Raw genomic sequence first — 13021 nt, forward strand, 5'->3', positions numbered from 1 at the left:
TTTGCCTGCGGATTAAACAACTAAATTTTAGTAAAAAACGATAGTATTACAAATCGTAAAATACTTTCAACATAGGAAAAATAAATTGCATATTTTTCAGTAAATTAGCTATGCTAAACACATGCAAAAACGTCATATAACTATTTGTTTCATACTGCTTTTTATAATAGGGATGTTATTCCTGATGCGTACTATGATTTTTCCATGTTTAATATCTATTATTATTGCATATTTGTTTAATCCGCTAGTAATTAAGTTTGAAAAGTATAGAATACCACGTTCATGTTCTGTAATTTTTATAATACTTGTTTTATTAATAGCTTTTATACTAGTCATAACATTTGTTTTACCTATTATATATGTTCAAATTACTTCAATATTAAATTTCTTAGTGAGTAAAGTGCCTTCATTAGAGCTTAAAGTAATCCCCTCTGTATTAGAATTTCTTAATATAAAAATCGAGGATAGCTTATTTGATCACTTATCTAAAAATCTAGCAGAAAATTACAGCAACTATGTATCTTATTTCATGAATGCTCTTGATATTGCTAGTAACTTTATAATCCAAGTGTTAAGTTCAAGCTTTAACACGGTATCATTAATGGTGATTACTCCTGTAGTGTTTTTCTATATATTACGTGATTGGCCTTTAATTATAGAAAAAGCTAATAAATTAATCCCTATTCCTTACAGGGGAAAAATTGCAGATTATTTTTTCAAAGTGGATTTCATTATATCTAATTATCTAAAGGGGCAGGTAAATGTATGTATTGTCATGATGATCTTTTACTCTGTAAGCCTGAGCATAATCGGATTGAAACACTCTATTGTTATTGGAATTTTATCAGGAATGTTAACGTTCATACCTTACGTAGGGCCATTATTATATACCATTATTGGGTTTTTGAGCGCTATCACTCAATTTAGTGGATGGTTTGAAAGTGCTGCTGTTTTGCTATTATTTGGTGTTGGGCAATTAATAGATTCAAACATATTAGTTCCTTTATTAATAGGAAAAAAAGTTCATATACATCCAACTGTAATTATTCTGGGAATTACTATATGCGCTTCATATTTTGGATTTATAGGTATATTACTTTTTATTCCAATAATAGCAATGTTCAATGTATCAGTAGAATATGCAATCAATAAATATTTTAAAAGTGAGCTTTATAAAAACGGCTAACAGACCTTTTGCATAATCAATTTATGGTAAGAGGAGAAATGAGCCCAGAATACCTGACACATTTGAGGAGCGTAAGTAAATTTCTGCGCAAAAATTACTACCAGAAAGAGGTTACGTAAGAGGTTCAACGTGCAATTAAATTTATTTAACAACAATCAAGCTGATTATAGTCGGCAGAATTACATCGTCTTAGATGAAAATAAGCACGTGTATAATTCGGTAGTTAATGATTTATCTTGGAAATGTCTGATTCTTTTTGGACCTAAAAGCTCCGGTAAAACTCATCTTGCTCATATTTGGCAATCAATAAACGATGCAATTTTTATCAATGTGAATAACTTCGTAAGCGAGATTAGGTATAGCGATGCTTTTATTTTAGAAGACGTACAAAACATTAAAGATGAAGCAATGTTATTACATTGTTACAATTACATGAAAGAAAGTGACAAGAGGCTGCTAATCACTTCTTCAATTTCACCAAAAAAGCTTAACTTCAAATTAAGAGATTTAAGTTCTCGAATATTATCAACTATCAGCGTAAAAATTTTGCCTGCAAGCGAGGAATTATTAAGAATTATGCTAATAAAACGATTTTCAGATAAACAGTTAAAAATTGATTTAAAAGTGATTAATTATATTTTAGCAAGAATAGAACGTTCTTTCTATAGCATTGATAAAATTATAGAGAAGATAGATAATGAATCTATAGGGTCGAATGTGACCGTTCCTTTTATTAGCACTTTATTAAAAAAAGATGCCATTTGATTTCTTCTTTTGTAAAGGTGTATATTAAAAATTTATTAACACCCATAACACTAACGTAATTGAAATCTCTATCTGTCCATGTTAGAATTATAATCAATGTTATGTTATAATAAATATAGATAGATACAGCTAAGAAGTATTCTATATTTATAGTAGAGCTCACTTTATAAGGTGTTTTTTATAGATTTAACGTTATAATTTAACTATGATAAGAGTAAGATTAAATTTAAGAAAAAGGTTAAAGCAAAAGTTTGTGATGTTCACTCTATTGATAAATGCTTTATTTGTCTCATATTTTCTCATAAGAAACACAGGGAACACTTCTAATCAAATTATAGCCAAAGAAATAAATATAGGAGCTGATAATGAAAAATAAACAGTCGCAAAATAAAAAAGAAAATCTTTACATAACATATTACATAGATGCTTTAGCTTCAGAGAGGTCCGCTACACAAAATACTCTGGAAAGTTATCGTTCGGATTTACACCAGTTTGAAGAATTTTTATTGGAAAGCGGCACTACCTTGGTTGGTGTAAACAAAACCAATATTAAAGATTATGTGAAATCTTTATGTACACAAAAAAAATATAAAAGTAGCTCTATATCAAGAAAAATATCCGCTATGAAAAATTTCTATAAGTGTCTATTTAATGACGGAATAATAGATTTTAATCCAGCGCCGGCTAATGATGCTGAATTAAAGAATCCAAAAGTTTCTCGTCCTTTGCCTAAGTATTTAAGTGTCGAAGAAATATTTTTGCTAATGGACGCAGTGAGAAAATCAGCAAGCGAATCGAATAAAGAGATAAGCAGTAAAAGGCTATGTGCGATTTTAGATATCCTTTACTCTTCTGGAATGCGTGTTTCTGAACTAATTAGTATGAAATTATGTGAAGTGTCGCATTTAATAAACAGTAATAACAAAGAATGCTATATAATAATAAAAGGAAAAAGTGGTAGAGAGAGGCAAATTCTTTTTAATGAACAAGCATTGCAGAGCCTTAGAAATTATTTATCAGTTCGTGACAATCTGCTCTCTAACAGAAAGGAGTCTGATTGGCTATTCCCAGGTGATAAACCTAATAAACCAATTACAAGGCAGAGGGTCGGTCAATTAATGAAGGAGTTAGCAAGAAAATGCAATATTGATGAAAATAAGATCTCTCCACACGTGATTAGGCATTCTTTTGCTACCCATCTACTGGATAGCGGAGCAAATATTGTGTTGATACAGAAAGTTCTTGGCCATACTAACCTTTCTACAACACAAATATATACTCATATTGCTAACGAAAAGTTAAAGGACAAATTAGCTGATTCGCATCCTATTACTCAGATGATCAATAATTAAATTTATTGTTTTTAATTTGTAATAAAGTTAAATTTAAATAAATTTATGTGAGTTTGTGATTTCAAGTTTATTGTTTAATTTCTTTCTTATATTATGGGAGGTATTCTATACTTTCATTACTCTCCCTGTAATTTTCTTTTCTGAGTGTGTAATAACCATTTTCCTCGTCTGTTCGGTGAGAGTTGTATTATTCATGCTGCGTTTATTATGTGGCATTAAATATGAAGTGAGGGGAATGGAAAACATCCCTAAGCAACCTTTTATCATTGCATCTAAACACCAATCTCCATTTGAAACATTTATTTTTATACTACTATTTAGAAAAGCGGTTTTTATTTTAAAACGTGAATTGAAATGGATTCCATTCATTGGTTTGCATCTTATAGCGCTGAAAATGATTTTTATTAACCGTTCAGATGGTATCAGTTCTATACGCCATATAATCAAACTAGCAAAAATGCGTATAAAAGAAAATAGAAGCATAATAATATTTCCTGAAGGTACAAGAACAACTATAAACCAAAATATAAAATATCAACCAGGTATTGCTGCTTTATATAGCGTATTATCTGTTCCTGTGTTACCGGTTGCTTTAAACACTGGTTTGTTTTGGCCAAAAAGCATACTTTCTCTGAGAAAAAATCCCGGAAAGGCAGTAATAGAAATATTGCCCCCAATATATTCTGGGTTAAACAAAAATGAATTCTTGCAAAGTTTAGAAAAAATTATTGAAGAGAGAAGCAGTAGATTAACCATAGAAAAAACTGATATTGCAAATTAACAAAAAAACTTTATAATTAAAAGGAAAGTACAGTATTTTAGGTATTAATATATGGCAAATCATAAGAGTGCTAAAAAAATGATAAAGGTAATAGCAAAACGCACTTTAATAAATAAGATGCGGAAAAGTAAAACTCGCACCGCTATTAGAAAATTGGTTGATATAATCAAGTCTGGCGACAAAGAAAATGTTGTTCTGGCATTTCGGAATGCTGAATCTAATTTACACAAGTGTGTGAATAAAGGTGTTATTCATAGGAATACTGCTGCGCGTAAAATAAGTCGCTTAAATGCAAAAGTAAAAGCATTGATGACCGCTTAATACGGTTAATGTAAAGTTAACTGTATTAATATATACTCCTCAGTTTGTATATTCTGTATAAAATTTAAGTAGCTTAAGTGATGGATAAAAAAGTGCTATTAGAACTAAGTAATGGATTAAAAATCGAGCTACCTGTATTAAGCGGAACAACAGGTCCTGATGTGTTAAATATCAAGGATTTATATAAGATGACAGGATTATTCACTTACGATCCAGGGTTTGTTTCTACAGCTTCATGCTCTTCTACAATTACATTCATTGATGGAGATGAAGGAGTTCTTAAATATAGGGGACATAATATAGCTGATTTGGCAGAGAATAATAATTTTACTGCTGTGATTTATTTATTGCTCTATGGTGAATTACCCAGTTCAGAGCAACACAAAAAATTTCTTCTCAAAATACAAGAATCATCCAAAGTATCAGAGCAAGTTACAAATGTAATTAAAGCATTTCCAAAAACTGCTCACCCTATGTCAATCTTAGTTGCATGTTTTGCAAGTTTGTCAGCATCTTACCATGAAAAGCATGGCAACAATATCAATGGTGAAGATCTAGATTTTGGAATTTCTGCAATAGCGCAAGTTTCCACAATTATTGCAATGATTTATAGGCATATCAACAATCAGGAATTCATAAATGCTAACAATGAATTAAGTTACAGTGAAAATTTCTTAAAGATGATATTTGGCGATGCTGTTGATAATGATAAAAGCACCCTTTTTGCAAAAGCTCTGGATAAAATATTTACTCTCCATGCTGATCATGAACAGAATGCTTCTACGGCGGCTGTCAGATTGGTGGGATCGGCTGGTTCTAATCTGTTTGCAAGCCTCTCTGCAGGAGTTGCTACACTTTGGGGACCAGCACATGGTGGAGCTAATGAGGCAGTTATAAATATGCTAAAAGAGATAGAGCAAAGTGGAGATATAGATAAATTCATCGAAAAAGCTAAAGATGATAAAGATCCATTTAAATTGATGGGATTTGGACATCGTGTTTATAAAAATTATGATCCGCGCGCGCGTATATTGAAAGGCGCTTGCCATGAGGTTCTAAGTAAACTAGAACAAAATAATGAACTGCTTAAAATTGCAAAAAAACTTGAAGAAATAGCTTTAAAGGATGAATATTTTATTGTGCGTAAGTTATATCCAAATGTTGATTTTTACTCAGGTATAATAATGAATGCTATCGATATTCCCTCAAATATGTTCACGCCTATTTTTGCACTTGCAAGAACCACTGGTTGGGTTACTCAGTGGTATGAAATGATAAATGATAAAGAAACTAAGATCTGTAGACCAAGGCAACTCTATTTTGGTAAATAAATTTATTTTCACTTCATTAGACTTCTTGCATAACCCAAACTAAGTAGAAAAAAGGTGTCATCCGAGTAGCTGACACTGGTTCCTTTACGACGGAAGTGTCCAGAGGTGTCATTCCAGTCTGGAATCCAAAAAAAAGGATGGTGTCATTCCGTATCCGTTCAGCCAATGGCGTCAACTTAAGAACTTTCATTAGCAAACTCTCCTAAAGACATGATGGCGTTTAGGCTTATCTACTTTATTGCGGCTGTCCCGGTCGGATTTTAACTTTAGCGCGTATACTTAAAAAGGGCTTGAAAGTTTTTTGGTGCAATAAGTACCTGATAGAGTTTCTGTCTCATTACACTAAATAAAACTGAAAAATTTAAACGATACTCAGTAATTTGATCTGGGTTCCAAGGCCCTTGTGCATCACACATATGAAGCGATAATATATTGCACATGACCAAGTTTGCCCAAAATTCTTGTAATACAGCCTCTCCAGAAAAATTCTCTAACTCTGCTCCTACTTTGAGTCGTTTCCTCTATGTGCCACCTTAACACATAAGCTTTGCTCCAAAATCTCGGTCAAAAACTCTGTTTCTCAGTTGGCTAATGTCAGCACTATAACTCTTACTTTCTGTCCTTTCATTTTATTTTTTAGCTTTTCATTTTCTAATATAAAATCAAAATCTAATGCGCCAGCGTTCCCATAGCTTAGAGGTTGTCCACAAACCAGTAAATCAAGCATATTCCCTACTTAACATAACTTTACTCATAGCCAGATATATGAAACTTTCAGTAGATGTTGTAAGTAAATCGTACTCCTTTGATAGCCTTCTATTTCTATTGATCCAAGCAAAAGTCCTCTCTACCACCCACCTTCTCGGCTGTACTGAAAATCCAGGATCCCGTTGTGGCAATAGTTCTAGTGGTGTATCTTTATGCACCCAAAACCTACATGGAGGCCTTTTGACAATTTCAATATCTATCCCATATTCTCTCTTTACGTAATCCTTTAAATCTTTTCCTTGGTATCCCATATCAGCCCACATTTTCTTAATATTGCTGTATTTTTCCTTCATATTGTCCAATGCCATCTTCACCCCATCTCTGTCATTTTCGCTTGCAGCTCCTACATAGCAACCAAGCACAAATCCTTGAGTATCTGTGATTATATGTCTTTTTCTCCCCTTTACCTTTTTCGCACCATCATAACCTTTGCCCCCCCTTTTTCCGTGGTTTTACCGATTGACTGTCCACTATGCATGCGCTCGGCTTCCCATTTTTGACCTACTATATTTAGTGATATCATAGTTCATTTTCTCAAAAATTCCCTGCTTTTTCCATCTTCTAAACTGTTCATGCACAGCCTTCCACGGCGGAAAATCGTGTGGTAAATAGCGCCATTGACATCCTGTGCGCAGTATATAAAGAATTGCATTTACTATCTCACACTTACTGTATTTTGGTGGCCTTCCTCCTTTCTTGTACGATACTCTGAAGTGTTTTTCTATTCTTGCCCATTCCCTTTTACTTAAATCTGTTGGATATTTTTTCCTCATCTCTTACCTCAATATTCTTTCTTTATATACTACGTATTCCTTGGTTTGTGGACAACCTCTAAGTATAAAAGTAGCCGTTTTATGTTAAAACACAACGTTCTTGATGAGATTACGGCAAGGCTGGATTCCAGTGTCAGCTACTTTCATGACACCATTTGCTGTGCAATTTACCTTCAAAAATGAATGTTCATACAGTGATGGAATGAATCGCGGTATGACGTAGGGAAACCTTTCTTGAGTTAGCTATAGCACTATAAAATTGTCCGCAGGGCCATATAAAAGTCGTGGTGAGTTAATAAATTTTTATGGAAGAAAGGATATATTAGAAAATTGAGGGTTTTAAAGGAGGTAAAAATGAGACTGTATTATAAAGATATCACAGGTCTTATCAAAGAACCCTACCGCTCCAGAGGAAGGGATTATTTTGACAAAAGAAAGGTACAGATTATATCTGTTAATGAATCTCAAGCTAAATCAAAGGTAGTTGGATCAAATGTATATCGAGTAACACTAAAGCACGATGGTCCTCTTTTGAGTGGAACATGTTCCTGTCCTGCATTTGTGTATTATGATCCATGTAAGCATATGGCTGCAACAGGTTTTGCTTTGGTTGCACTTGATAGAAAGGAGTATCGATCGTCTACGCGCCCAGATGAACAGACTCTCTTTGAAAGGTTTTACTAAGAAAAACAAAGCAAGAGCTAATTTCAATAATTACTCGTTCCAGTAAACATTATCCTGAGATTTTTGAAGAACTAGAGGATAAAGAATATGAGCAATTTATTCAAAGTGAACTTTCAAAATCCGAGAATTATGTATAAAACAACCGGAAAGATGGTGAGATCAGGTAATCTATGGCTAAGACGTCATACCGCCGCGGTATCTCTTAGCCGCTAACACGTAGCGGGATGACGAGATGCCACCACGAACCGTCATACCGCGCGATTCATCCGCGGTATCTCTTAGCATAGATCCCGCTAACAAGCAGCGGGATGACGGTTGTCGTTTAGCTATAAACATTAAGAAATTTACCAAACGAAAAAAAAGGCAAAAAAAGCCCCATGATTGGCTAATTACTTACATTATACTTTCAAGTATGGCGTTTTTTTATTCTAAACACTTAATAACCGCGATTCAGCTACTTTTAAACCGCAACTAATCTAAATTATAAACGTTAAGAAATTTACTAAACAGAAAAAAAGGCAAAAGAAACCCTAGGGTAGCTAGTTATTCACTATCCATTTTTTAAGTTGGCGTTTTTTTATGTTTTAAACGCTTTATAAGCGCGTTTCAGCTTATGTAGGTAGAAATTTTATAAGACATAAGGTGCACATAGTGCAAAAAATTAAACATGATACGCCAGATACGTGAGTTTTTTTGTCATTTAATCTGTACAGAGAAGATAAATAAATAGCTTCAGTGTTTATGATAAGGGGGCTGGCGGAGTTTGTCAAGTGGTTTTTTAGCCACGTTTCCCTGTTATAATGTTCGTTTGCTTGACCTAAGATCCAGGAGTATTTAAACTGAACCCTATACAGTGCTAAAAATGATAGGAAATCTAAGCGGAATAGTTGATGAAGTGCGCAGTGATCACATAATCCTGAACGTGAATGATGTTGGCTATATAGTGCACCTTTCTGCCAAAACTTTAAATGCATGTTCCATCGGAAGTAGAGTTAAATTACTTATCGAAACCTATGCAAATAACAGAGAAAATGTCGCTCAGCTATATGGTTTTATAAGCGAAGAAGAACAGCAGTGCTTGAGGTTGCTTGTCAAAGTAAGCGGCGTTAGCTATAAAACTGCAATGTCAATTTTGGGCAAATTAACTCCAGAACAGCTATTTTTGGCAATTATGAATGAGGATAAAGTAACACTCAAGATGAGTGGACTTGGCCTGAAACTCATAAATCGAATCATCACTGAATTGAGTGGCAAAGTGAGTAAACTAGAAATAAATAACAATAATTTTCATCCAATCAATGAAGATGCCCTTTCAGCATTGATCAATCTTGGGTATGAAAAAATGAAAGCTTATGATACGATAAAAAAATACAGGCCAAATCTGGACACTAAGGATATTATTCGCATGGCGCTTAAGGAGCTCTCAACATTATGAAATCAATATCGTGCGGTAAAGAATATACTGAAGATGCGCGCAATATCAACATCAGACCTGAACAACTTGATGATTTTGTCGGACAAAAAGACTTAATACAAAATTTAAAAGTGTTTATAAACGCTGCACAGACGAGAACTGAAGCTTTAGATCACGTCTTATTGTACGGTCCTCCAGGGCTTGGCAAAACAACTTTAGCACAAATTGTTTCTAAAGAATTAAGAGTTAGCTTTCGCGCAACTTCTGGTCCTTTACTTAGTAAAGCTGGAGACTTGGCCGCAGTGCTTACCACTTTAAATGCAAAAGATGTCCTATTTATCGACGAAATCCATAGATTAAATCGCAGCATTGAAGAAGTTTTATATACTGCTATGGAAGATTTCTGCCTGGACATATTAGTAGGTGAAGGCCCATCTACTCGCACTTTAAGGATAGATCTACCACCATTTACGCTAATTGGAGCAACAACACGGCTTGGATTACTTTCTGCGCCACTCAGAGATCGTTTTGGCATTCCTTTGCATCTTGAGTTTTATTCCTTTGAGGAGCTGGTTAATATTATAAAAAGAGGCGCAAGAGTTCTTTCTGCTGAAATTGAAGAGGATGCAGCACGGGAAATTGCCTGCCGTGCGCGCGGCACTCCAAGAATTGCTTTGAGGTTACTCAGAAGAATAAGGGATTTTGTTGAAGTGAAAGATGATAAAAAAATCACTTATGAAGTCGCTGATTCTGTATTACTAAAATTGGGTGTAGATAAAATGGGACTCAATAAACTTGATATGAATTATCTAAGATTTTTATTCAACACCTCAGGACCTGTTGGAATTGACACTATATCTATTGCACTATCTGAGGATGTTGGCAATATTGAAGAAACAGTAGAACCTTATTTAATCAAAATTAGTTTTGTAAAGCGCACACCAAGAGGACGCGTTTTAACTGACCAAGCAAAGGAGTATTTGAGCCTTTAATATTAGAGAGCTTTTCTACCATAATTCAATTATATATTGATTGGCATAATATCATATACTGGCATTTTTGCGTATGAAGGCATATATGTTAAATAGCACTGAAACTGTAGTTCAAATTAAAACTTCTCCGTTTCGTACTCGCTAGTTATGCTATTCTAACTAATGAAGCTACGGTTTGTGGTAATAGGAAAAAACTGGATTCCAGCGGGCTTTGTTGCATCGCTACTTATGAAAGGCTAACTATAGTTAGGATTATAAGCAACCTATTGAAAATCTTGTTTTTTTGCAATCAATCTGATCAAATTTAAGAATAGTAATTTGTTATTTATATTAATAAATTTAATTCTATTGAAAATAGCTAAAGCATTGAAATTCTTGAATTTTAGCCGGATTGGTAAATGGTAGTGAAATTTCTTTTACTCAAATTTAGGTATTCATTGACCGTTCTTGTTATAAATACCAGAATAATAAGCTACTGATATTCCCTATCTTTTTTATCTTTAATCCATCATAGCTAGCGATGCAACAAAGCCATTCCAGCGTCACGCGCTACCCTATGGGTGCTGCTCGCGTATATTCTTTCTTTCACCATCTCAGTGTTTCTTTCTTATTATGCCAGTACCATTTTCTTGTCATTCAAGTAGCTCCCCTCTTGTCATCCCAGTGCTTGACACTGGGATCCAGAAATTCTTAAACTGAATTCTATATAGAACCTCAGAACAAAAATAAAAAATGGGTAGCACAATACTGCCAAGAAATTTCTACGAACGCCCAACTTTGGTTGTAGCCGGGGAGTTACTAGGAAAGATGCTGAAATTTTCTAACTTTAGTGGAATAATAACCGAAGTTGAAGCCTATATAGGAATGAATGACCCAGCTTGTCATGCGGCAAGAGGCTATACTAATCGAACCTCAGTAATGTTTGGTGTGCCGGGGTTTTCGTACGTATATTTTATATATGGAATGTACTACTGTTTAAACATTGTAACAGAAGCAGAAGGGTTCCCAGCAGCAGTGTTAATACGGGGATTAAAGCTTATTGAACCACTTGAAGCAAATTTAGGTGGACCAGGAATATTGTGCAAAAGATTAAATATTACAAAAGAACATAACAAACAGGACCTTACTATAAGCCACGAATTTTGTGTTTATGAATCCCACCTCAAACCAGGTTATATTTGCACTCCGAGAATCGGAATTAGTAAAGGCCAAGAGAAATTTTGGCGGTTTAAGATTTTCTAAACTTAAGACCTTGCGTAGACTATTTGCCAATCGGATAATCACCAGTGAAACAAGCATCACAATATTGTGGTGTAGCATTGTTACGCACCTCTCCTTTAACAGCCTGATATAGTCCATCAATACTCAAGAAGGCTAGGCTATCTACTCCTATAATTTCCTTAATTTCCTCTACAGATTTAATTGCTGCAAATAAATCTTTGCACTCTGGCGTATCTATTCCATAAAAACAAGAATGCTTAATTGGTGGGCTTGAAATTTTGAGGTGAATCTCTTTTACTCCTGCATCCTTTAGCATAACTATTATATTTGTTAACGTACTACCACGCACTATACTATCATCTATTAAAATTATGTTTTTACCTTTCAAAGTGTGCTTATTAGCATTGAATTTTAATTTTATTCTAACTTTACGTACTTCAGCGGTTGGTTGTATAAAAGTTCTTCCTATGTAATGATTACGAATGATTCCCAGTTCCATAGGTAACCCTGAATGCTTTGCATATCCAATAGCTGCAGGTATTCCAGAATCAGGTATTGGTACAATCATATCCACATTGTTTTTTGGTGGACTTTCCTTCGCAAGTATTCTTCCTATTTCTTTTCTTGTATCGTATATAGACCTATTCTCCATTATGCTGTCTGGTCTCGAAAAGTAAACGTATTCAAAAATACAAAAACTTGATTTTTGCTGTGGGAAAGGAAACATTGAGGCTAGCTTACTATCCAAACTGATGGTAACTAATTCGCCTGGTTCTATTTCTCTAACAAACTCTGCATTTACTATATCAAGAGCACAAGTTTCAGATGCAAGAACGTAAGAACCGTTTAACTTTCCTAAAACAAGAGGCCTGATTCCAGATGGATCACGTACTCCAATAACTACTTCTTGATTGATTGCCACAAAAGAATAAGCACCTTGTATTTGCTTTAATGCATATATAAAACTCTCTAAGAAGCTATCTTTTTCACCGCTTGCTGTCAGATGTACTACTACTTCTGTGTCAATATCTGACTGAAAAACACACTCTTGTTTAATTAATTGTTCGCGTATCGGAGAAATATTAATTAAATTACCATTATGTGCTATGGCAAAATCCCCAAATTTGCCACTTTTGCCAAACATGGGCTGCACTCCAAATTTACTACCACTTGTTGAGTATCGAACATGACCTATTGCACAATCTCCAGGTAAGGATTTCTTTATTTCATCTATATCATCAAATACGCTGCTCACTTGACCTTGAAAGTGATAAGAGTGCAGCTTATCGTTGTTACTGGTTGCTACGCCAAAAGACTCTTGACCTCTATGCTGCAAAGCGTGGAGAGCAAGTATAGAGTTAAAAGCAGCACTTTGGTTGCAACTTATACCAAATACCCCACACTCCTCACGCATTTCATCTAGCATAAAAACT

Annotated in this window: 11 protein-coding genes and 2 pseudogenes; 10 read left to right on the forward strand and 3 right to left on the reverse strand. The window is 34.3% G+C overall.

Annotation, left to right across the window (positions count from 1 at the left end):
- Positions 1–121 precede the first annotated feature (121 nt).
- The 6 genes from OPR21_RS00470 (at position 122) to OPR21_RS00495 (ending at position 5736) form a co-directional block, all read left to right on the forward strand.
- Positions 122–1186, forward strand: a complete 1065-nt coding sequence (locus OPR21_RS00470; protein ID WP_077188603.1) for an AI-2E family transporter — start codon at positions 122–124, stop codon at positions 1184–1186.
- A 129-nt stretch (positions 1187–1315) separates the two neighbouring features.
- Positions 1316–1951 carry a DnaA ATPase domain-containing protein gene (locus OPR21_RS00475; RefSeq protein ID WP_077188602.1) on the forward strand — a complete coding sequence of 212 codons (636 nt, stop codon included), beginning with the start codon at positions 1316–1318 and terminating at the stop codon, positions 1949–1951.
- A gap of 365 nt (positions 1952–2316) precedes the next feature.
- On the forward strand, positions 2317–3303 hold the full coding sequence (locus OPR21_RS00480) for a tyrosine recombinase (protein ID WP_265023569.1): 987 nt from the start codon (positions 2317–2319) through the stop codon (positions 3301–3303).
- A gap of 55 nt (positions 3304–3358) precedes the next feature.
- Positions 3359–4084: a lysophospholipid acyltransferase family protein gene (locus tag OPR21_RS00485; RefSeq protein ID WP_006279235.1), complete on the forward strand. Its 726-nt coding sequence runs from the start codon at positions 3359–3361 to the stop codon at positions 4082–4084.
- Between the two features lie 51 nt (positions 4085–4135).
- A complete protein-coding gene (gene rpsT / locus OPR21_RS00490) occupies positions 4136–4405 on the forward strand; it encodes a 30S ribosomal protein S20 (RefSeq protein ID WP_006279236.1) in 270 nt (89 codons plus the stop codon).
- An 80-nt stretch (positions 4406–4485) separates the two neighbouring features.
- Positions 4486–5736, forward strand: coding sequence for a citrate synthase (locus tag OPR21_RS00495; RefSeq protein ID WP_077188600.1), 1251 nt, complete (start codon positions 4486–4488; stop codon positions 5734–5736).
- Positions 5737–5925: 189 nt separating this feature from the next.
- Here the strand turns inward: OPR21_RS00495 and OPR21_RS00500 are convergent.
- Both OPR21_RS00500 and OPR21_RS00505 read right to left on the reverse strand, forming a co-directional pair.
- A pseudogene (locus tag OPR21_RS00500) lies at positions 5926–6418 on the reverse strand (IS4-like element ISWosp8 family transposase); the annotation flags it as partial.
- A gap of 37 nt (positions 6419–6455) precedes the next feature.
- Positions 6456–7277, reverse strand: a pseudogene (locus tag OPR21_RS00505) (IS5 family transposase).
- Positions 7278–7631: 354 nt separating this feature from the next.
- On the opposite strand from OPR21_RS00505, the gene OPR21_RS00510 reads away from it, so the two are divergent.
- The 4 genes from OPR21_RS00510 to OPR21_RS00525 all read left to right on the forward strand — a co-directional run bounded on the left by OPR21_RS00510 (position 7632) and on the right by OPR21_RS00525 (position 11609).
- Positions 7632–7961, forward strand: coding sequence for an SWIM zinc finger family protein (locus OPR21_RS00510; RefSeq protein ID WP_077188599.1), 330 nt, complete (start codon positions 7632–7634; stop codon positions 7959–7961).
- Positions 7962–8823: 862 nt separating this feature from the next.
- On the forward strand, positions 8824–9396 hold the full coding sequence (gene ruvA, locus OPR21_RS00515) for a Holliday junction branch migration protein RuvA (RefSeq protein ID WP_077188598.1): 573 nt from the start codon (positions 8824–8826) through the stop codon (positions 9394–9396).
- Positions 9393–10367, forward strand: a complete 975-nt coding sequence (gene ruvB / locus OPR21_RS00520; protein WP_077188597.1) for a Holliday junction branch migration DNA helicase RuvB — start codon at positions 9393–9395, stop codon at positions 10365–10367. The genes ruvA and ruvB overlap by 4 nt, the downstream gene beginning before the upstream one ends.
- Before the next feature lie 732 nt (positions 10368–11099).
- The gene (locus tag OPR21_RS00525) at positions 11100–11609 is read left to right on the forward strand and encodes a DNA-3-methyladenine glycosylase (RefSeq protein WP_236515117.1); all 510 of its coding nucleotides are present in this window, start codon (positions 11100–11102) and stop codon (positions 11607–11609) included.
- A 19-nt stretch (positions 11610–11628) separates the two neighbouring features.
- On the opposite strand, the gene purF is transcribed toward OPR21_RS00525, so the two are convergent.
- The gene (gene purF / locus OPR21_RS00530) at positions 11629–13014 is read right to left on the reverse strand and encodes an amidophosphoribosyltransferase (RefSeq protein WP_265029987.1); all 1386 of its coding nucleotides are present in this window, start codon (positions 13012–13014) and stop codon (positions 11629–11631) included.
- Positions 13015–13021: the final 7 nt, after the last annotated feature.

Origin of the sequence: Wolbachia endosymbiont (group A) of Philonthus cognatus, assembly GCF_947251755.1 — a bacterium.
Taxonomy (GTDB): domain Bacteria; phylum Pseudomonadota; class Alphaproteobacteria; order Rickettsiales; family Anaplasmataceae; genus Wolbachia; species Wolbachia pipientis.